The sequence below is a fragment of the Thiorhodococcus mannitoliphagus genome (assembly GCF_010915725.1).
In the GTDB taxonomy this organism is placed as follows: domain Bacteria; phylum Pseudomonadota; class Gammaproteobacteria; order Chromatiales; family Chromatiaceae; genus Thiorhodococcus; species Thiorhodococcus mannitoliphagus.
Genome location: NZ_JAAIJR010000007.1, coordinates 41464 through 62050, shown reverse-complemented (window position 1 = coordinate 62050; position 20587 = coordinate 41464). Strand labels below are relative to the sequence as shown.

Here is a 20587-nt window from a genome sequence, read left to right as displayed (position 1 = left end):
ACTCCGTAGTGTCCTATTCCTTGGTAACGCGATTGATTTCTTCGAGGCTGGTCGTGCCGGACTTGACCTTCCGCAGTCCAGAGGCGCGGAGATCCGCGATCCCCTCACGCTTCGCTTGCTCGGCCAACTGCATCGAGTTTCCGCCCTCCAAGATCAGGCGCGCGACCTCTTCGGAGACCGGCATCACCTGGAAGATTCCGACCCGGCCGCGATAGCCTTTGTTGCAGTGATCGCAACCGACTGGGCCATAGATGGTCATCCCCTCCGCGATCTCTGCATCGGTGAAGCCTTCCTCCTTGAGTGCCTCGTGCGGCAGATCCAGAGGCTTGCGGCAATGGCTGCACAGTCGACGTGCCAGCCGCTGGGCCATGATGAGCAGAACCGACGAGGCGATGTTGAAAGGGGGGATGCCCATGTTGGCGAGACGCGTCAATGTCTGCGGGGCGTCGTTGGTATGCAGTGTGGACAATACCAAGTGGCCTGTTTGTGCCGCCTTCACGGCGATCTCCGCCGTCTCAAGATCACGGATCTCGCCGACCATGATGATGTCTGGATCCTGGCGCAAGAAGGATCGCAAGGCTGCGGCAAAGGTCAGCCCGGCCTTGGGATTCATATTGCACTGATTGATGCCCGCGACCTGAATCTCGACCGGATCCTCGACCGTCGAGATATTGATGTCGGGTTGATTCAGGATGTTGAGCGCGCTGTAGAGTGACACCGTCTTGCCAGAGCCGGTCGGTCCGGTAACCAAGATCATGCCATAAGGCTTCTGGATGGCTTTGAGAAACGCCTCACGTTGCTCGAGCTCGAAGCCAAGAGATTCGATGCCGACTTGGGCCGCACTCGAGTCCAAAATCCGCAGAACGACCTTTTCGCCGTAGAGTGTCGGCAGGGTGTTGACGCGGAAATCGATGCCGCGCGATTTGCTGAGCTTGAGCTTGATGCGGCCGTCCTGGGGGACGCGCCGCTCGGCGATGTTCATGCGCGACATGACCTTGAGGCGTGCCGTCATGCGCCCGGCGAGGTTGAGTGGCGGGCTGGCAACCTCGCGCAGGATGCCGTCTTGGCGGAAGCGAATTCGGAAGAACTTTTCGAAGGGCTCGAAGTGGATGTCCGAGGCACCGGATGAGATGGCATCCACCAAGATCTTGTTGATATAGCGCACGACGGGCGCTTCGTCGATATTCGCATCGAGGTCGTCGGCATCCTCGTCGTTTTCCCCGCCGCCTACATCGAGGTCTTCGAGGTCGGCGTCGGCGAAATCGCTCATGGCCGTCGTATCGTTTGCCTCGAGCGCGTTCTGGAGCGCAAGACTGAGTCTGTCTTCTTCGACAAGAATGGCGTCGGTAGAGAGCCCGGTGTTGAAGCGGATCTCCTCGAGCGCATGATCATTCGTGGGATCGGAGAGTGCGAGAAAGAGGCGGTTGCCGCGTTTGAGCAGCGGCAGGGCTCGGTGCTTCCGGATGAGGCGCTCGTCAATCAGGCTGATTGGCAGGCTGGAGAGGTCGAATGCACCCAAATCGAGCAAGGGAACGCCAAACTCATGCGAGGCCGCTAGCGCAATATGGCGGCTATCGAGCAGCTTCTCCTTCACCAAGTGCTGCACGAAGCCTTCGCCGCTCTTCGCCGCAGCCTCATAGGCAGTGAGCATTTGCTCCTCGGAGAGCAGTTGGTCGTTGACGAGACGCCAAGCGAGGCCAGAGGGTTTGACTTTGACTTGATCCGGTGACATTGGGCCGCCTTTCCTATCGCGCTATCTCAATCGTTTCGGATGCTTACGGCTGTCGCTTGAGCCCTGGCGCGCTGAGTTCCCTCCGGCCAGGGGCCGCTTGGGTTCACGATGGGCTGCCCTTCACGAGAGGCTGCCCTTGAGGTTAGCTGCCCCTGGTCGTGTTACCAGGGGCCAAGATGCCATCAGCGATTGACCGTGAATGCGAGTCTGACATTGCTCGCGACCAGGCCATTATCCTTCTGATCGCTCTCGTTGACATAGAACTCCAGCACTGTTTCGCGATTCATGAGGAGGTCTTCTGTGACGTCTTCGGCAAGCTCATTGGCATGGCAGAAGACGCTGACGTAGGGTGAGCCCGCCTCGCGTGGGTCGGTGATCCAGAGATTCGACGAGATCTGATCCAGGATCCGCAGGAACCCGTAGCCCTTTTCGGAGAACCACTTGGTGCAGACACCACGAACGCAAGAGCCTGGCTTACCCCATTCGTTGCGCGGCTCATAGGCGACCGGCAGCAGGTCCGGGATGAGAAAGCCGGAATAGAAGGCGTCCACCTCCTGCTGGAGCTGTCGGGAGACGTTCTTGAAGCCGATCAGCTCGACGCGGCAGCCCTTGTTCTGAAGTGCCTCAACGACCTGGAGAAAGTCGCCGTCGCCGGTCACCATGAGGACCTGGTCGAGACGGTCGGCTTGAAGCATGGCGTCGACCGCCATGTCGAGGTCGGAGTTGGCCTTGGTCGTGACGTTGCCATTCTCGTCCGTGTAACGCCGTACGAGTTTGGTCGTGATCTTCCAGCCAAAGTCGCGCACCATTTGCTGATAGGCATGCGCCTTCTTGCGGTACTCGATGTCCTCGCGCGCGCGCTCCGCATCGAACGCCATGTAGGTGTTGAGGCGTTGCAGGATGCCGCCCTCACGTGCCGCGAAGCGCCGCAGCATGTCATAGCGCATCTGATAACCGCCGTTGTAGCGCACATTCTCAGCGTCGACGAAGACTCCCACTCTAAAATTCGAGCCCAAAACCTGACCTCTGTATATTAATTCATCAAAGAAAAGCCGGTTCCCCGCATGAGGTAAGGCCGACTCAAATCGAAATCCCTTCCAGCATTCAGAGTCCCTTTATGGTGTTAAGAACTTAGCTGGGCTGCAAGTCAAGCAGACGCCGGGGCAATGCCGCTTCTCGGTCGTCCGGGAGGCTGAAGCCGCGATCACGCACAGCAGCAAACGACCACATCAACAAGCGACCCGGCATTGGAGATTGGGCGCCACCAGCGGCATCCGTCCAGACAAAGAGGGGGACGGGTGCCGCTGACGGCGCGCGGCGGTCCTACTGATTGGCGCGATTGTCAATCAGGTCGTTCACCACGGTCGGATCGGCCAGTGTCGAGGTGTCACCGAGCGAATCGATCTCGTTCGCGGCGATCTTGCGCAGGATGCGGCGCATGATCTTGCCCGAGCGCGTTTTTGGCAGCCCCGGCGACCACTGGATGATATCGACGGTCGCGATGGGGCCGATCTCGCCACGGACCAGAGCGACCAGCTCTTTCTTGAGCGCGTCGGTTGCCTCGACGCCCGCCATGGGTGTCACGTAGGCATAGATGCCTTGGCCCTTGAGGTCGTGCGGGTAGCCGACGACCGCCGCCTCGGCGATATGCGGGTGCAGCACCAGGGCGGACTCGATCTCGGCGGTGCCCAAGCGGTGACCCGAGACATTGAGCACGTCGTCGATACGGCCGGTGATCCAGTAATCGCCATCCGCATCGCGGCGCGCGCCGTCACCCGTGAAGTACTTGCCCGGATACTGCTTGAAATAAGTATCGATGAAGCGCTGGTGGTCGCCATAGACGGTGCGCATCATGGCCGGCCAGGGGCGGGTGATCACCAGGGCGCCTTCGCCTTGCCCCTCGATGGGCGTGCCTTCTGCCGGGTCGACCAGTGCTGGTACGACGCCGAAGAAGGGACGCGTCGCCGAGCCAGGCTTGAGCGAGGTTGCGCCAGGCAGCGGCGTGATCAGATGGCCGCCCGTCTCGGTTTGCCACCAGGTGTCGACGATGGGGCAGCGGCCGTCGCCGACGACGTTGTGATACCACTCCCAAGCCTCTGGGTTAATGGGCTCGCCGACCGAGCCGAGGATGCGCAGAGACTTGCGCGAGGTCTTCTTGACCGGCTCTTCGCCGGCGCGCATCAGCGAGCGGATGGCGGTCGGGGCGGTGTAGAAGGTGGAGACGTTGTGCTTATCGACCACCTGCCAGAAGCGCGACATATCCGGGTAGTTCGGAATGCCCTCGAACATTACCGAGGTCGCACCGTTCGCCAGCGGTCCGTAAACGATGTAGGTGTGCCCCGTGACCCAGCCGACGTCCGCGGTACACCAGTAGACCTCGCCGTCCTGATAGTCGAAGGTGTATTTGTGGGTCATGGCAGCGTAGACCAGGTAGCCGCCGGTGGTGTGCAGAACGCCCTTGGGCTTGCCCGTTGAGCCAGAGGTGTAGAGGATGAAGAGCGGATCTTCCGCGTCCATCTCCTCGGGTGGGCAGTCGGCCGAGGCGGCCGCCATGGCCTCGTCGTACCAAATGTCACGGCCTTCGGTCCACTCGACATTGCCGCCGGTGCGTCGCACCACGACCAGGGTGTCGACGTTGGGGCACTCCTTCAATGCAGTGTCCGCATTCTTCTTGAGCGGGATGTGGCGTCCGCCGCGCACACTCTCGTCGGAGGTGATGACCAGCTTGCACTCGGAGTCCAGCACCCGATCGCGCAGCGAATCCGGGGAGAAGCCGCCGAAGACGATCGAGTGGACCGCGCCGATCCGGGTGCACGCCAGCATAGCAACTGCGGCCTCTGGGATCATCGGCAGATAGATGCAGACGCGGTCGCCCTTCTTGACGCCACGCGACTTGAAGACGTTCGCCAGCTTGCTGACTTCCTCGTGCAGCTCGCGATAGGTGATCTTGCGGTCTTCCTCGGGATTGTCGCCTTCCCAGATGATGGCGACCTGGTCGCCCCGGGTCTCGAGGTGGCGATCCAAGCAGTTGTAGGAGACGTTGAGCTTCCCGCCCTCGAACCACTTGATGTGGAGATTGTCAGCGTCAAAGCTGTAATCCAGGACCCTGCTCCAAGGCTTGGTCCAGGTCACGAATTTCTCGGCCTGCTCGGCCCAAAATCCACTGGGGTCATCGATCGAGCGCTGATAGAGGCTGGCGTATTGCTCTGCGTTGACGTGCGCTTGGGTTGCGATGTCCGCGGGGACTGGATAGACCTTTTCTTCAGACATGGGTGTCGTCTCCTCAGCAGTAGTTTGCTTGGGGTATTGAGCCAGCGGGGCGCCTTATAGATTTCTTTCGACGGCTGTCTGGCGGTGGTGGGGAATAGTAACCCTTTGAACGACCGACTATCTAGACAGTGCTTATGGTGAATTTAGCCTCAGCAGAGGAAGTCGGCGAGGGGCAGTCCCTTGCCGTCATCGCGGTAGGCGGCTTGCGCCAGGAAAAGTTCGGCCGCCGTCAGAGCATCACTCAGCGCGTTGTGTGCGCCATAGCGCGGCAGGTTGTAGCGGCTGGCCAGTGCGAAGAGTCGCAGATCGGAGACTTGATAGGGGATCTGCCGTCGCTCGAAGGTTCGGTAGGCCAAGATCTGTGTATCGATGGTCCGCATCAAGAGTCCGCGCCCCCAGCAAGCCTTGGACGCATTGCCTAGAAACCCCTGCTCGATCGTGGCGTGATGGGCGATCATGACCTTTCCGGTGAGTGCCGCAAGCACTTCCTCCATGACATCAATGAGTTCACTCCCCTGCGCAGCCTGATCGTCGGTGATTTGGTGGATCACGGCGCTGGCCTCGGGAATCGAACTATCGATGCGAACGATGCGGTGACGTGCGGTCGAAAGGTCGATGCTGGCGCCTCGGACGGTGACATAGCCAACACTCAAGATCTGGTCCTGTCGTGGGTCGAGTCCGGTGGTTTCGAGGTCGACCGACAAGAACTCCTGCTCGCGATAATCCGTGCGCGTCCGTGGGAACGGCTGGCTCAGATAATCCCTCAAGGGACCTGGCGGCGCTCGGCGCAACTGCCACCGGCGTTGCCAATCGAGAAATAGCGCCATCAGATCAGGCTCTGCCAACGGCGAGCAGGCTCGCCCGGTCGCGCGAGACTAGGCAAAGCGTCCGGCCTGATAACGTTGCCCCATCGATTCCTGCATGGTGTTGATCAAGAGAAATGCCTCCTTCAAGTGGCCCCGCTCAAGCGGTGAGAGTTCGTCTGGCGACAGGAAGTTGTCGGCCTTCTGTCCCTGGCGGAGCTGTCCGGCTTGGTGTCGAATCCGCAAGGTGCCGATGAATTCCAGGGCGTCGACGAGATTCGCCGCGCCGTCCTTGCTCAGTGCGCCGCGCTCCGCCGCGGCCTGCAACCGCTCGATGGTATTGGTCTCGGCGATGCCCGCCGTCAGCGCATAGACCCGGGCCAGGTCGATGATGGGGACGATGCCGCGGTGCTTGATATCGAACGTATGGTCGTGGTCGCCACCGTGGATGAGCACGATATTGCGGAAGAAACCGAGTGGTGGGCGGTTCTTGACCGCATTGGCGGCCATGTAGGCGATAAAGATGCGGTTGGCACGTGACTGATTGAGCACGCGCTCCTGTAACTCGGTGAAGAGGTCGGCTGGGTCGTGCAGGGGGCGTAGGTCGAAAAAGACGCTCGAGAGCATCAGTGCCATCGGCTCGGGTTTGAGAATCCAGTTGGTGAAGTATTTGTTCCAGATCCGCAGCGGCTGGCGCCACTTGGGGTTCATCGCCATGACATCGCCTGGGCAATAGACGAAGCTGCAGGCGTTCAGTCCGTCGTTGACGAACTTGGCCAGCGTCGCGAAATAGGGCTCGTCGTCGGGCTTCATCTGGTCCGAGATGACCAGGGCGTTGTCCTGATCCGAGTGCGATGATTGCTCGCGGCGGGCCTGGGAGCCGCCAACCACCCAGGCATAGGGCACTGGTGGGCTGCCGAACTCCGCCTCGGCAAGCTCGATGAGCCTTTGGGTAATGGCGTCTGTGATGGCACTGACCGCTTGGCCAACGTGGCTCGCGGTTGCGCCGCCAGTGACCAAATGAACCTGCAGCTCTGCGACCTTGGCGCTGATCTTGACCAGGGTGTCGATGGAGTCGGCGCGATGAATGTCGCCGACGAGATAGACCGAGTTGGAACTCTGAAAGCGTGTGAGGTCCGTCGAGGAGATCAGCCCGGCGACGCGGCCGTCTTCCAACACCGGCAAGTGGTGCACGTTGAGTCGCGTCATGGTGATCAGCGCCTGAAAGCCCAGCGTCTCCATGTCCACTGAGACCAGCTTTTCGGTCATGATCTCACGCACTGGCCGGTCGGTGGACAGTCCCGCCGCAACGCAACGATTGCGCAGGTCGCGATCAGTGATCATCCCGTTCAGACGCGCTTCGTCCATGATCAACAACGACGAGACGTGGTGCTCCGACATGATCTTGGCGGCGTCACGGATACTCGTCTCGGGACCTGTGGTGATGGGGCCGCGCTTGACCATGTCGCGGACGCGGACCGTCATGAGTCCGGTCCCCGTGCTCGGAGCGTCGACCACCACATCCAGCGCCTTGCGCAGCCGGCTCGACAGCGATTGATCGAAGTGCTCGGAGAACGCCTCGGATTGGCCGCGCAGCTCGGCGAGCTCCGCGCAGGGAAGCGCATAGACCAGGGTATCCTCCGAGGTCTTCCCTTGATAGCCGGGCTCGGGTAGCTGCTGGCGGCAGTGCTGCTCGCAGAGATCACCTTCGGCCAGCTTGCCGACCAGCTCTCCCTCGGCGTCCCGCAGCTCCACGGCGCCGCGTCTCAGGATATAGAGACAGGGCTGCTTCTCATCCGCTGGCGGAAAGGGCGTGCCGCGACGGAAATACCTGACCGACAGACGCTTTGGCAGTCGCTGTAGCACCTCCGCCGGGAGCTGATCGAAGGGTGGATGACTGGCAAGAAACTCTTGGATCTCGATGAGCTCGACGTCCATCGCGGATTACCCCTTCGGTATAGAGGGAAAGGAAGTTCTGGTTTCCTAGCTCGTCTGCGGGTCTTAGCGCCGCTCTAGGAGCCTGTCCGACTTAGGATGAATCGGCTGCGGAATCGGGAGAACGGTCCCTTTCGCCCCGCTTTTTCGTTACATAGAACCACTATGCGCCTCAAAACCGGAACGAAATGGCCTCGCTCTCCCACTTCCTCGCTTCGATCCCCCAAGTCGGACAGGCTCCTTGGAAGTCGTGCTGGCGTGTTGAGTCTACGCCAATCGGCAATTGAATCATGAAAGAAACATCCTGTTTCGGCGCTAAACGAATTTATTGAATTTACGCCCTCAATAATTGGCGCTCTCAATGCTAACTGGCGCGGCAGGGTTCGCGGATTCCTGCCATGCGATCCCATGACGATCCGATGTCGCACGTCCTTGAGGGCGCAACGAAAAAGCCCCGCCGAGGCGGGGCTTTTCAGCATTGCTGCTGACTGGGTCAGTGACCCGTGGGGGCTCCAGCGCCGCCCGGGACGCGGACGTCCTCGACCAGATGCTGGATGTGCTCCGGCGGAGGCGCCGTCACTGTGGACACGATGTAGGCCACGATGAAGTTGACCAGGGCGCCAACTGCACCAAAGGCATTCGGCGAGATGCCGAAGAACCAGTCTGGACCCATGCCCATCTCGGGCATGAGGAACTCTGTGCCAGGCACGAAGAAGATGCCTTTGTGCTGGAACACATAGAGCAGGGTAACGGTGATACCTGCGGTCATGCCCGCGATGGCTCCCTCCTTGTTCATCCGTTTCGCGAAGATGCCCATCATGAGCACTGGGAAGATGGACGAGGCCGCGAGACCGAAGGCGATGGCCACGGTTCCCGCCGCAAAGCCCGGCGGATTCAATCCCAGATAGCCCGCGACCAGGATGGCGACAATCATCGAGAGTCGGCCGGCGGTGAGCTCAGCCTTCTCCGAGATGTTTTTCGCGATGACGCCCTTGAGGAGGTCGTGCGAGATGGAGGAGGAGATCGCCAACAGCAGACCTGCGGCCGTGGAGAGTGCAGCGGCCAGACCACCGGCGACGACCAAGGCGACGACCCAAGCCGGTAGATTCGCGATCTCCGGATTGGCGAGTACCATGATGTCACGGTCGACCTTGACCATCTCGTTGCCCTTCCACCCGAAGGATTCAGCCTTTTCGGCGAACGCGGGGTTCTTGTCATCGTAGTACTGGATGCGACCGTCGCCGTTCTTGTCCTCATACTGGAGGAGGCCGGTCTCTTCCCACTTCTTGAACCATTCCGGACGCTCGTCGTAGAGCAGGTTGCCATCCTCGGCGCCGACGGGGCCGATTTGGATGGTGTCCATCAGATTGAGGCGGGCCATGGCGCCCACCGCCGGTGCGGTGGTGTAAAGCAGCGCGATGAACACCAGCGCCCAGCCCGCCGAGTAGCGTGCGTCACGCACCTTGGGTACGGTGAAGAAGCGGATGATGACGTGGGGCAGACCGGCGGTGCCGATCATGAGCGAGAGGGTATAGACGAACATGTTCAAGGAGCTGCCCATGACCTGGGTGGTGTACTCCTTGAAGCCCAGCTCGGTGACCACGAGGTCGAGCTTGTCGAGCAGGGACATGCCGGTGGCGACGCCGTCCTGAACGTAGCTGCCGCCGAGTCCGAGCTGCGGAACGGGGTTTCCGGTCAGGTTCAGCGAGATGAAGATGGCCGGGACCGTGTAGGCGAAGATCAGAACCACGTATTGGGCGATCTGGGTGTAGGTGATGCCCTTCATGCCGCCGGCGACGGCGTAAACGGCGACGATGCCCATGCCGATATAGAGGCCTACGTCATAGGGGACCTCAAGGAAGCGGGAGAAGGCCACGCCGATGCCCTTCATCTGACCAATGACGTAGGTGATGGAGGCCAGGATCAAGCAAACCACGGCCACGATGCGCGCTGCTTGCGAGTAGTAGCGGTCGCCGATGAACTCGGGCACCGTGAACTTGCCAAACTTGCGCAGATAGGGCGCAAGCAGCAGGGCGAGTAGCACGTAGCCGCCGGTCCAACCCATGAGGAAGACGGATGCTCCGTAGCCGTTGAAGGCGATGAGCCCGGCCATGGAAATGAAGGACGCCGCAGACATCCAGTCGGCTGCAGTCGCCATGCCGTTGGCGACGGGGTGGATGCCGCCGCCGGCGACGTAGAATTCGCCGGTCGTTCCGGCTCGGGCCCAGATGGCGATGCCGATGTACAGCGCGAAAGTCGCGCCGACAACGCCGTAGGTCCACATATCAAGTGCAGTCATTGATTCGCGCTCCTCAGTCTTCTTCGACTTCGAACTTCTTGTCCAGCTTGTTCATGCTGGTGGCATAAACGAAGATCAGGACGAGAAAGACGTAGATCGAGCCCTGTTGGGCGAACCAGAACCCGAGCGGATAGCCGCCCAGCTTGATGGCGTTCAGTGGTTCGACCAGCAAGATGCCGAACCCGTAGGAGACGATGAACCAGATAATCAACAGGATGCTTAGAAGGCCGAGGTTGGCCCTCCAATATCCCGCGCGGTTTTCGGGTGTCATTTAAGTTGTCACTCCGTTCAAAGTTTGCGGTGGTTGCAGAGTTGCTTCGGGGTGACGGGGCGCACCGACCTGCAGCCCGCGGACGCGGACTGGTCGGTCCAAATACTGGCAGAAGGCCCCCTCATTCTTCGTTATGTATCATCCGCTGTTATCTGCCTGATTCGCGGATTGTCGGCATTGTCTGGTCGCTCTTGCCAAGATGTCAACGCTTGCCGCGCGTCCAGCCGTCGGGAAATGCGGGCGAAGGACGCTGTATCGAGCCTCAAAGCCTGCGCAACGGGCGGTTGTTGCGCCTGATTGGGTGGTTGCCAATCCCCAAGGGTTTTCTTAGTCTGATCCATCACCGCACGCATGCGAGTCGTGCTGCGGATCCTTCTTGACCGAGCTAGAATTAATTTTGTGAATACAATGAATTACCTCAGTACCCGTGGTGGTGTCGAGCCCGTCGGCTTTGCGCAGGCAGTCATGATGGGACTGGCGACCGACGGCGGTCTGCTTGTTCCCGAGCGCATTCCCCAGGTCGATGCTGCCACACTGACAGCCTGGTCGAAGCTCGGTTTTCAGGACCTCGCACTGGAAGTGTTGACACTTTTTGTCGGCGAGGAGATTCCGCGGCAGCATCTCCGGACCCTGATCGAGCGCTCCTACGCCACCTTTACACACCCCGAGGTCACTCCGGTCGTGGAGCAGGATGGGCTTCGAATCCTGGAACTCTTCCACGGTCCGACCGCCGCCTTCAAGGACGTTGCGCTGCAGTTTTTGGGGAATCTCTTCGAATACCTGCTGGAGCGGGATGGCGGGCAGCTCAATATCCTCGGGGCTACCTCTGGAGACACGGGCTCTGCCGCGATCTATGGCGTGCGCGGCAAGGAGCGCATCCAGATTTTCATTCTGCATCCCAAGGGACGCGTCTCGCCGATCCAAGAGCGGCAGATGACGACGGTGCTGGATGCAAATGTCCACAATATTGCGGTGCGCGGCACCTTCGACGACGCCCAAGGCATCGTCAAGGCCCTCTTCAACGACCTCTCATTCAAGTCCAGCTACCGTCTCGGCGCGGTCAACTCCATCAACTGGGCGCGGATTCTGGCGCAGACCGTTTACTACTTCTATGCCTGGGGGCGCGTCGCTGAGGGAGATCCCGGCAAGCGCATCAGCTTCTCGGTTCCGACGGGCAACTTCGGGGATGTCTTCGCCGGCTATCTGGCCAAGCGCATGGGGCTGCCGGTCGACCGCTTGGTCATTGCCACCAACCGCAACGATATCCTGACGCGCTTCATTCAGACGGGTCGCTATGCCGTCGGCGACCAGGTCTATCAGACGCTGAGTCCCGCCATGGATATCCAGATCGCCTCGAATTTCGAGCGCTATCTCTACTATCTATACGACGGCGATAGCGCGACAGTGCGGACGCTGCTCGAGCAGATGCAGCGGAGCGGACACCTCGAGGTCGACGCCGCCCGTCACGCCCAAGCCTGTGCCGATTTCGACGCGGCCGCCGTCACGGACGAGGAGACGCAGGCGCAGATCAGGGCGACCTTCGCGGCAACTGGCTACATCCTCTGCCCGCACACCGCCGTTGGCGTCCACGCGGCTCGCGGCAGGTCCGACATCATTTGTCTTGCCACGGCTCATCCGGCCAAGTTCGTCGATGCGGTCCGCGACGCCATTGGGCGCGAGGCCGCTCAGCCGCTCTCGCTGCAGGGTTTGATGGACAAAGCGCCGCGCTGCGTCGATCTGGACGCGACCGTCGACGCCGTCAAGGCCCAGCTGGAGGCGACCCTGTCGACGGGGGCGGGCGCATGAGCGAGGCCGCCCGCTATGTCCGCATCATGGACACGACCCTGCGCGATGGTGAGCAGACCCAAGGCGTGTCCTTCTCGCCGGACGAAAAGGTCAATCTTGCGAAAACGCTGCTCGAGCAAGTGTGCGTGGACCGGATCGAGGTGGCCTCGGCACGGGTGTCCTCAGGTGAGGCGAGCGCGGTCTCGCAAATCGTTGCTTGGGCGGAAGAGCGCAACCTTGCAGAGCGGGTCGAGATCCTCGGCTTCGTCGATGGCGGTCGGAGCGTCGATTGGATCGCCGGCGCTGGCGGACGTGTGATCAACCTGCTTGCCAAGGGCAGCGAGAAGCACTGTCGGGGACAGCTCGGCAAGACCTTGGAGCAGCACCTTGCCGATGTGCGCGAGACCGTCGCCCATGCTCAGGCGCGCGGCTTGGCCGTCAACCTCTATCTGGAGGACTGGTCCAATGGCTACCGTGACAATCCCGACTATGTTTTCGGCCTGGTCGAGGGGCTCGCCGACACCGGCATCGGGCATTACATGCTCCCGGATACGCTGGGCGTGATGACGCCGGAGCGCGTCTTCGCTGCGGTCTCCGACATGGTGCAGCGATTCCCCGGGCTGCAGTTCGATTTCCATCCGCACAACGACTACGGCTTGGCGACCGCGAACGTCCTGGCAGCGGCCCAGGCCGGAGCCGCGGCGGTGCACTGCACCATCAATTGTCTGGGCGAGCGCGCGGGCAACGCCTCGCTCGCCGAGGTGGCGGTGAATCTGCGCGATCAGCTCGGCGTCGAGATTGGTATCGACGAAAGCCATCTCGCGCGGGCCAGTGAGCTGGTCGAGTACTTCTCGGGCAAACGGATCGCCGACAACGCCCCCATCGTTGGCGCCGACGTCTTCACCCAGACCGCCGGCATCCATGCCGACGGCGACAAGAAGGGCAGCCTCTACCACAGCCGCCTGTCGCCCGAGCGCTTTGCGAGGCGGCGCAAGTACGCACTGGGGAAGCTCGCCGGGAAGGCCTCGCTGGCCAAGAATCTCGAGCGTCTGGACATCGAACTCTCCGAGGAGAACCAGCGCAAGGTCTTGCAGCGGGTCGTCGAACTCGGGGACTCCAAGAAGACCATTACGACCGAGGACCTACCCTTCATCATCGCGGAGGTGCTGGAGAGCAAGGACTACGACCATGTCGAACTCCTGGCCTGCAACCTCTCCTCGAGTCTGGGGCTGGACTCGACCGCGAGCATCAAGGTCCGGGTTGGCGAGCAAGCGCATACCGCCGTCGGTAGCGGCAACGGCGGCTATGATGCCTTTACCAGTGCGCTGGCCAAGGTCGTCAAGAAACAAGGGCTGGTCTTGCCTCAGCTGACGGACTTCGAGGTGCGCATCCCCAAGGGCGGTCGCACGGATGCACTCACCGAGTGCAGCATCACCTGGCAGACCGATGAGGGTGAGTTGCGCACCCGTGGTGTGCATGCCAACCAGGTGTTCGCGGCTGTGGGTGCCACGGTACGGATGCTCAATATCCTCATGCACCGCAGGCTGGTCGAGCCGAAAGAAGCGACCTCTGCCTCAGCGTCGACATCCGGGCCGGAACTCGAGCCCATGCGGGTCGCCGCGAGCTGATCTGCTCAGGTCCGGCAATGCGAACCGCACAGCCGTAAAGGACGCCAAGACATCGCAGTGCAGGGAGAGCCCCGTCCCGTCTACGCCATGCCTTGCGACGCATCGAGCGTCTCCGCTCCTTCGCGGTCACACCGCTGCTTCAGAGTGCACTCCGCGCTCGTCTTCCCGAGCGCCGCCACGCGGCGGCAGCGGTGACCACCAGCCGATCCCAACCAGCAGTCCGCCGACCGCGAGGAAGGAGACGATCCGCTCGATCGTGCCGCTCGCGGCGAGATCGACCGCGAAGAGTTTGACCACTGCCGCGGCGAGGACGCTTGCGCCAGCGATCCAGAGCGGACGCGAGCGCCGTGCCCGTGCGAGCAGCAGGAGCCCGACGCCGACGAGTCCCCAGAGCACGGCGAGCGCGGTCTGGGTGAGATCCGAGCGGAAGAGTGCATCCCATTCGTAGGGAATCAGCCACAGGTGGTGCAGGCTGCGTAGCAGCACCAGATTCACCCAAAGAAATGCTAGGAAGCCGAAGACCGCTCGGAACAGATCCGTCTCGCCAGGCGTTGGTCGGATCAAGGGCCGGCGCTCGAGATCCCTGCGCCATTGCCAAAGTGCCGCGAGGACAAGCGCAAAGGTTATGTCCGAGGGATTGAACAGGGGCAGCCAGCGGAGCGGTCCAGCATCGCCGGCGGAACGCACCGACCAGAGCGCCCAAAGCAGCAGGCCGAACGCCAGAACACTCCCCGCAACGACCCCATAGCCAAAGGCCCAAGGTCCGATGGGCCAGGTCCGCAGCTTGGTCAAGAGCGGCAAGGCGGCGAGTGGCACCCAGGCCACGGCCGCCGCGCGCCAGCCTGAGGCCAGCTGGGATTGCTCGATCACGCGCCAAAGCAGCTCCCACTCCAGGACAGCGATACCCAAGAGGGCGAGTGCGACGTGGCTCCAGGCGAGGAAGGGCCGGGTTTCGCGGCGCTCGACCCGCCACAGCAGACCATAGGCCGCGATCAGAAAGGCTGGCCAGGCCGCCAGACCACCGGAGCCGCCCGGGTGTGCGATCCGCTCGATACTGGCGCCCAAGGCCGCGATACCCAGGAGCGGCAAGGCGGCCTGCGCGCGATGCAGTCTTGGCCAAGGCAGGATGCTGGCGACTGCCTCGCTCAAGACGGCTGTCAAGACGCCATACCAGAGCAGGTTGGCTGGAAAGGCTCGGTCTGCGTCCAGTTGCAAGAGTTCGACCACCCCGGCGCAGAGCCACCAGGTCAATCCCCAGAGCAGCAGCCAGGGTGGTCCGCCGCGCTCCCAGCCGCGTCGACTCGGATCCTCGCGGTCCAACCAATAGGCGCTGACGACCCCAGCGCTCGCCACCATGACGGCGCCGAGATAGGCGCTGTTGATGAAGGGGCGATCGCTCGGGTAGGGCAAGCCGGCGATCAGCGAGAGCGCCGCGCCGGCCTGCAGCAGCAGGCCGATGGCGCGTATCAGTGGACGGCCTTGGCGGCTGCCGATCCAGATCAGGCCCGCGCCCTCCAGCGCCCAAACCCCGGCCGTGGTGTCGGCGGCCAGCGCAAAGGGCACGGCGACCGACAGGAAGATAATCCCCAGCACGCCGAAGGCTTGAGCGAGCAGCTTGAGGCCAGGCGGCTTGAGCAGGCGCAGGCCGCCGCTCAGCAAGAGATAGAAGCCCCCGAGCGCGGCGGACGAGGTGGCGATGCCATGCTCGAAATGCCGCACCAACTCGATCTGGCAGGCGAAGGTGACGATCGGCGTGCCGAAGACCAGTGTTGCGTCGACATAGCCGCGCAAGCGCGGTGGCTGCCGGCTGGCGTAGAGCACGGCGATGGCGACATAGAAGAGGAAGAAGAGCAGCAGAAAGGGCTCGGTGATCGCGAAACGGCTGGGGTCATAGCGCAGCACGCCCCAGAGGATCGCGACCCCGAATGTGAAGCCGAACCCCAGCAGGTTGAGTGCACGCCAGCTGCGCATCCAGGCGACCGCGAAGATGGCGGTATTCAAGACGGCGTAGTAGCCGAACAGGGTGACCTGATCATTGTTGCCGGCCCCGGTGATCACCGGGGCCAGGAAGCCGCCCGCGAAACCGAACCAAGCCAAGGCGGACGCGTTCTGCGCCACCGCTAATGTCGCTGCCGTGAGGCCGATCAGCGCGAGGAGTGCGAAGGCCAGGGGCGGCTGCAGCAACTGCGCAAGCTGAAAGGCGCCGTAGGTATCGAGATAGAGAATGCCGATGGCCGCGCCCTGCAGCAGCAGGCCATAGTCGCGACCTCGTGTCCGCAGGATCCAGCCGAGACCCAAGAGTCCAAGCCCGGCGAGGGCGACGGCCATGAGGCGCAGCTGCAGGGTGAAGGTCAGCCACTCCTGGTCCACGGCGTACTTGATGAGGAAGGCGACGCCGAAGAAGACCAGCAGGATGCCCACCCTGACGAAGAGGTTGCCGGTGGCCAGCCAGTCTCGGGCCAGGTCCAGTGCGCGTGCTCCGGGCGCGGGTGCGAGCACCGGGTCTCCGTCGGGTTGGGAGATCGGCTTGGCGACTGCCGGCGCGGGCCAGTCCAGCTCAAGCGGTTGTTCGGCGGGCTCGGCGTGCTTATCCAGGTCGGGTGGACTGGCGCTTCGGGTGGGCGTGTGAGCGGCGCTGTCCTGCGGCTGAACCCTGGGTGGCTCTAGGTGCGTCACTCTGGCCTGCAGTGATCGCAGGCGCAGCTCGAGCGCAAGGGTCCTTCCGACGATCAAACCGAGGAGCGCGTAGAGCAGCGGGCTCTGCTGCCAAAGGCCGACGGCGAGTCCTAACAGCGCTGCAAGGAGGGTAATCAGCAAGGGCCTGTCCGGTTTAGGTAGGATCTGATGCTAGCATACGGCGATGGGCGCGGACGGCGGATGCTGGTCCGCAATCGCTTCGCCCCTTGGTGTTGACTTCTGCCTGCCTGCCGCAAGGTGCGGCGGATCCGACCAGCGGACGCGCCCCCCTCTCCTTAAGCCTTGCAGGAGCCCCCGCTCATGAACCCCGAGAAAGTCGTCTTTGGCTTCTTCATCGTGCTCGCCCTGACCCTGAATTTCGGCTTCTTCGTCGGCGAACTCGACAACCCCAATCATCATCATGCCTGGGAGCTGTTCGTCGTTATCGTCGTCAATATGATTGCGACCGTGCTCAAGTTCGGTGATCGCACCCAGATGGGCGCGGTGCTGCTTGCGACCAGTCTGGTGGCCATGATCCAGCTCATCGCGGCCAGCTTGGTTTGGACCTTCGCCGTCTACGCCTCGGATGGCGGGCTGACCAATTCGGTCATGGCCAGCATCGTATCGCTCTCGGGCGGGGCCATGATCGCCAACGTGGTGTCTGTCACCTTGCTGGTGATCGAGACCGTCATGCTGCGCCGCTAGCCCGCGGCCGCGCCCCAGTCGAGGCGTCTTGCCCGATGGATACCATCTTCTTTCTCATTCTGCGGCGGATGCGCACGCCGCTGCTGACGCTCATTGTCGCCTACGCGGTCGCGATGGCGGGTATGGCGATCATTCCGGCTCAGGACGCCGACGGCAATCCGACGACCACGAGCTTCTTCCATGCCTTCTACTTCGTCAGCTACATGTCGACGACCATCGGCTTCGGTGAATTGCCGAACCCCTTCACGGATGCGCAGCGCATCTGGGTCTCGGCCTCGGTGTTCGTGACCGTCGCGGTGTGGATTTACGCCATCGGCAATCTCATCGCGCTACTCCAGGATGCGACCTTGCAGCGCGCCATCGCGGAACGGCGCTTCCGTCGTCGGGTCGAGAGCTTAACGCACCCCTTCTATTTGGTTTGCGGCTATGGTCAGACCGGGAGTGCCTTGGTCAGGGGGCTGACCGACCGCCACCTGCAAGCCGTGGTCATCGATATCGATCCGGAACGTATCAGTCTCCTTCAGCTCGACAATCAGCGCGAGTTCGTGCCCGCGCTCTGCGCGGATGCGCGCAGCCCTGATGCGCTCGAAGCCGCTGGACTCAAGCATGCCCGCTGTCGCGGCGTGGTGGCGCTCACCAATGTCAACGAGGCGAACCTCAAGGTCGCTATCGCGGCCAAGCTGCTCAATCCAGACAGCAAGGTGATCTGCCGTGCGGATTCACACGAGATCGAGGCCAATATGGCCTCATTCGGCACAGATCACATTTATGACCCCTTCGATGCCTTCGCCCTCTATATCGCCATTGCGATCCAGGCGCCCTGTCAGACATTGCTGGTCGATTGGCTGTCCGGATTCACCGGCGACACCATTAGCGAGCCGCACTATCCGCCGCATCAAGGGCGCTGGGTGATCTGCGGCTACGGCCGCTTCGGCAAGGCGATGTACAAGCACTTGAAGCAGCAGGGGCTCGACCTGGTAGTGATCGAGGCCGAGCCGCACAAGACTGGCATCCCGGCGGAGGGTGTGGTCCATGGGCGTGGCACCGAGGCCGTGACCTTGGAGGAGGCCGAGATCCGCCGCGCCGTTGGCTTGGTCGCCGGCACCGACCACGATGCCGACAATCTCTCCATCGTCATGACTGCGCTTCAGCTCAACCCGGACCTCTTCGTCATCGCGCGCGAGAACCGCCTCCAGAACAAGGAACTGTTCGATGGTGTCGGCGCCCAAGCCATCATGAACCCCAGCACCATCATCGCCCGGCGGATTCGCGTGCGCCTGGTCACGCCGCTCCTAGCGGATTTCTCCAATCTAGCGCGCTTCCAGGATGAGGCCTGGGCGAGCACCCTGGTCGCGCGCATCATCGCCCTGGTCGAGGAGCGGATGCCCTACGTCTGGGAGGTGAACATCGACCAGGAGCACGCCTTCGCGCTGCATGATGCGGAGGATCGGGGGTTGCGCGTCACACTCGATACCTTGCTCCGCGATCCGCGCGATCGCGACCGGTACCTGCACGCGATACCGCTGCTCTTGCTGCAGAACGGTGAGCGGATCCTCTTGCCGGACCTCGATGAGCGGGTCGAGGTCGGTGATCGTTTACTCTTCTGCGGCCGCGAGGATGCACGTCGACGCATGGATTGGGTCTTACAGAACATTCACGCCCTGCGCTACGTGGCCATTGGCGAGAGCCAGCGCGAGGGCGCCGTGTGGCGGTGGATCGCGGGTTGGCAAGGACCGCGGTGATGGCATACTGATCGATCCTTGCGCGCCTATCTGAGGAGAAGGCAAATGCAACAAATCATGACCAGACTCGCGCAAGACCACGCGCGTTTGACTCAGGTACTCAACATGCTCGACGGGCTCCTGGATCGCTTTCATGAGGGGACGGAGCCGGACTACGAACTCATGAACGAGCTGCTTGAATACATGGACAGCTACGCCGACATTGTCCATCACCCGACGGAAGACCTGCTCTTTCAGCGCGTCCTGGAGAGGACGTCCGAGCGCAGCGAGGTCTTCGAGGTGCTGATGCGTCAGCATGCCGGACTGAGCCAGGTGACCAAGCGCTTCCGCGCATCCATCGAGGGCATCCTCAATGAGGAGGTGCTGCTGCGTGAGGACGTCGAGGCGAACGGCCGCGAGCTGGTGGCGACCAACCGCGCGCACCTGCTTCTGGAAGATACCGAGGCCTTCCCGATCGCCATGCAAGCCTTGACGGACGCGGACTGGAAGGAGATCGCGGACGCCGCCCCGGCGGCCGAGGACCCGGTCTTCGGCAGCCCCGATCCGCAGCGCTTCAAGGCCCTCTACAAACAGCTACACGCACAGTCGAACCTCTGATCGAGACCGCTGGATGACATTTGTAAACACGCTCGACTACCGCCACGCTGCGCCCGAAAGCCTTGGCGTCCTGCTGGTGAATCTAGGCACGCCGGATACGCCCAGCGTCGCCGACGTTCGACGCTATCTGGCCGAGTTCCTTGCGGACCGGCGCGTGGTCGAGATGGCCCGGCTGCCCTGGATGCTCCTGCTGCACGGGATCATTCTGCGGACGCGGCCGAAGCGTTCCGCCGAGGCCTATCGCTCGGTCTGGACGCCGGAGGGTTCGCCGCTGCTCGAGATCTCCAGACGCCAGCAGACGGCGCTGCAGGGGCTGTTGGACCAGCGCTTCGGCGGGCCGGTCAAGGTGGCGCTTGGCATGCGCTACGGCAATCCGTCCGTTCCGGCCGCCCTCGCCGAACTCAAGGCGGCCAACGCCCGCCGGGTCTTGGTCTTCGCGCTCTACCCGCAATACTCCGCCTCTACGACTGCCTCGGTCTTCGACGCCGTCACGCGCGAGCTGCAACGCTGGCGCTGGCTGCCCGAGCTGCGTTTCATCAACCAGTATCACGACGAGCCGGGCTATATCGAAGCCCTTGCGGCCAGCATCCGCGCCTACTGGGCGGAGCATGGTCAGGCCGAGCGGTTGCTGCTCTCCTTCCATGGCATCCCGCAGGAGTACTTCGAGCAGGGCGACCCCTACCACTGCCATTGTCAAAAGACCGCGCGGCTGCTCGCCGAGCGCTTGGAGCTGCCGTCCGAGCGCTGGTTTCTCAGCTTTCAGTCACGTCTTGGCAAGAGCGAGTGGCTCAAGCCCTACACAGATGCCACGCTCGAGGAATGGGGGCGGCAGGGCGTCAAGTCCGTCCAGGTGCTGTCGCCGGGATTTTCCGCCGATTGTCTGGAGACCCTGGAAGAGGTCTCCATCGAGAACCGCGACCTCTTCCTCGAGGCCGGCGGCGAGTCCTACAGCTATATTCCTTGCCTGAACGACAATCCTGACCACATGGCGCTGCTGGCGGATCTCATCGTCAGACATTGTGCGGGCTGGCCGGAAGTCGAGGGTCCGGCCGTGGCCGCGGCGGAGCTGAGCGCGCGCGCCGATCGGGCGCGGGCGATGGGGGCGGCGGGCTAGTCGACTCTCGAAGCGCTGAGTTAGCGGCTC

14 protein-coding genes are annotated in these 20587 nt (G+C 62.5%); 6 read left to right on the top strand and 8 right to left on the bottom strand.

Annotated elements, in window-relative coordinates; all coding sequences use genetic code 11:
- Positions 1–13: 13 nt before the first annotated feature.
- From pilB to G3480_RS03125, 7 genes are all read right to left on the bottom strand, one after another.
- Complete coding sequence (gene pilB / locus G3480_RS03155; protein ID WP_164652215.1) at positions 14–1732, bottom strand: type IV-A pilus assembly ATPase PilB; 1719 nt, start codon at positions 1730–1732, stop codon at positions 14–16.
- 182 nt (positions 1733–1914) lie between these two features.
- Positions 1915–2748, bottom strand: coding sequence for a LabA-like NYN domain-containing protein (locus G3480_RS03150; protein WP_164652214.1), 834 nt, complete (start codon positions 2746–2748; stop codon positions 1915–1917).
- A gap of 307 nt (positions 2749–3055) precedes the next feature.
- Positions 3056–5002 (bottom strand): acetate--CoA ligase, encoded by a 1947-nt coding sequence (gene acs / locus G3480_RS03145; RefSeq protein ID WP_164652213.1) that lies wholly within the window; start codon positions 5000–5002, stop codon positions 3056–3058.
- Positions 5003–5151: 149 nt separating this feature from the next.
- Positions 5152–5829: an exonuclease domain-containing protein gene (locus G3480_RS03140; RefSeq protein ID WP_164652212.1), complete on the bottom strand. Its 678-nt coding sequence runs from the start codon at positions 5827–5829 to the stop codon at positions 5152–5154.
- 48 nt (positions 5830–5877) lie between these two features.
- Positions 5878–7743 (bottom strand): putative nucleotidyltransferase substrate binding domain-containing protein, encoded by a 1866-nt coding sequence (locus G3480_RS03135; RefSeq protein ID WP_164652211.1) that lies wholly within the window; start codon positions 7741–7743, stop codon positions 5878–5880.
- Between the two features lie 490 nt (positions 7744–8233).
- Positions 8234–10039 carry a sodium:solute symporter family protein gene (locus tag G3480_RS03130; RefSeq protein ID WP_164652210.1) on the bottom strand — a complete coding sequence of 602 codons (1806 nt, stop codon included), beginning with the start codon at positions 10037–10039 and terminating at the stop codon, positions 8234–8236.
- A gap of 13 nt (positions 10040–10052) precedes the next feature.
- Complete coding sequence (locus G3480_RS03125) at positions 10053–10310, bottom strand: DUF4212 domain-containing protein (RefSeq protein ID WP_164652209.1); 258 nt, start codon at positions 10308–10310, stop codon at positions 10053–10055.
- 408 nt (positions 10311–10718) lie between these two features.
- Between G3480_RS03125 and thrC the strand changes: the two genes are divergently transcribed.
- Together thrC and G3480_RS03115 are read left to right on the top strand one after the other, a co-directional pair.
- Positions 10719–12116 carry a threonine synthase gene (gene thrC, locus G3480_RS03120; protein WP_164652235.1) on the top strand — a complete coding sequence of 466 codons (1398 nt, stop codon included), beginning with the start codon at positions 10719–10721 and terminating at the stop codon, positions 12114–12116.
- Complete coding sequence (locus G3480_RS03115; RefSeq protein WP_164652208.1) at positions 12113–13723, top strand: alpha-isopropylmalate synthase regulatory domain-containing protein; 1611 nt, start codon at positions 12113–12115, stop codon at positions 13721–13723. The genes thrC and G3480_RS03115 overlap by 4 nt, the downstream gene beginning before the upstream one ends.
- 126 nt (positions 13724–13849) lie before the next feature.
- Here G3480_RS03115 and G3480_RS03110 read toward each other — a convergent pair whose 3' ends face one another.
- Positions 13850–16540: a DUF2339 domain-containing protein gene (locus G3480_RS03110; protein ID WP_164652207.1), complete on the bottom strand. Its 2691-nt coding sequence runs from the start codon at positions 16538–16540 to the stop codon at positions 13850–13852.
- 180 nt (positions 16541–16720) lie between these two features.
- Here G3480_RS03110 and G3480_RS03105 point away from each other — a divergent pair, with 180 nt between their 5' ends.
- Genes G3480_RS03105 through hemH form a run of 4 tightly spaced genes read left to right on the top strand, consistent with a single transcriptional unit; the run spans position 16721 to position 20557 of the window.
- Positions 16721–17104, top strand: coding sequence for a DUF6394 family protein (locus G3480_RS03105; protein WP_164652206.1), 384 nt, complete (start codon positions 16721–16723; stop codon positions 17102–17104).
- 35 nt (positions 17105–17139) lie between these two features.
- Positions 17140–18846 (top strand): potassium channel family protein, encoded by a 1707-nt coding sequence (locus G3480_RS03100; RefSeq protein ID WP_164652205.1) that lies wholly within the window; start codon positions 17140–17142, stop codon positions 18844–18846.
- 45 nt (positions 18847–18891) lie between these two features.
- On the top strand, positions 18892–19443 hold the full coding sequence (locus G3480_RS03095; protein ID WP_164652204.1) for a hemerythrin domain-containing protein: 552 nt from the start codon (positions 18892–18894) through the stop codon (positions 19441–19443).
- 13 nt (positions 19444–19456) lie between these two features.
- Positions 19457–20557 carry a ferrochelatase gene (hemH, locus tag G3480_RS03090; protein WP_164652203.1) on the top strand — a complete coding sequence of 367 codons (1101 nt, stop codon included), beginning with the start codon at positions 19457–19459 and terminating at the stop codon, positions 20555–20557.
- Positions 20558–20587: the final 30 nt, after the last annotated feature.

Excerpts from the sequence above, each read along its gene's own strand:
- G3480_RS03115 (WP_164652208.1), top strand. The coding sequence starts at position 12,113 with ATGAGCGAGGCCGCCCGCTATGTCCGCATCATGGACACGACCCTGCGC.
- G3480_RS03125 (WP_164652209.1), bottom strand. The coding sequence starts at position 10,310 with ATGACACCCGAAAACCGCGCGGGATATTGGAGGGCCAACCTCGGCCTT.
- G3480_RS03105 (WP_164652206.1), top strand. The coding sequence starts at position 16,721 with ATGAACCCCGAGAAAGTCGTCTTTGGCTTCTTCATCGTGCTCGCCCTG.
- acs (WP_164652213.1), bottom strand. The coding sequence starts at position 5,002 with ATGTCTGAAGAAAAGGTCTATCCAGTCCCCGCGGACATCGCAACCCAA.
- G3480_RS03100 (WP_164652205.1), top strand. The coding sequence starts at position 17,140 with ATGGATACCATCTTCTTTCTCATTCTGCGGCGGATGCGCACGCCGCTG.
- G3480_RS03130 (WP_164652210.1), bottom strand. The coding sequence starts at position 10,039 with ATGACTGCACTTGATATGTGGACCTACGGCGTTGTCGGCGCGACTTTC.
- G3480_RS03135 (WP_164652211.1), bottom strand. The coding sequence starts at position 7,743 with ATGGACGTCGAGCTCATCGAGATCCAAGAGTTTCTTGCCAGTCATCCA.
- G3480_RS03095 (WP_164652204.1), top strand. The coding sequence starts at position 18,892 with ATGCAACAAATCATGACCAGACTCGCGCAAGACCACGCGCGTTTGACT.
- hemH (WP_164652203.1), top strand. The coding sequence starts at position 19,457 with ATGACATTTGTAAACACGCTCGACTACCGCCACGCTGCGCCCGAAAGC.
- pilB (WP_164652215.1), bottom strand. The coding sequence starts at position 1,732 with ATGTCACCGGATCAAGTCAAAGTCAAACCCTCTGGCCTCGCTTGGCGT.
- G3480_RS03140 (WP_164652212.1), bottom strand. The coding sequence starts at position 5,829 with ATGGCGCTATTTCTCGATTGGCAACGCCGGTGGCAGTTGCGCCGAGCG.
- thrC (WP_164652235.1), top strand. The coding sequence starts at position 10,719 with ATGAATTACCTCAGTACCCGTGGTGGTGTCGAGCCCGTCGGCTTTGCG.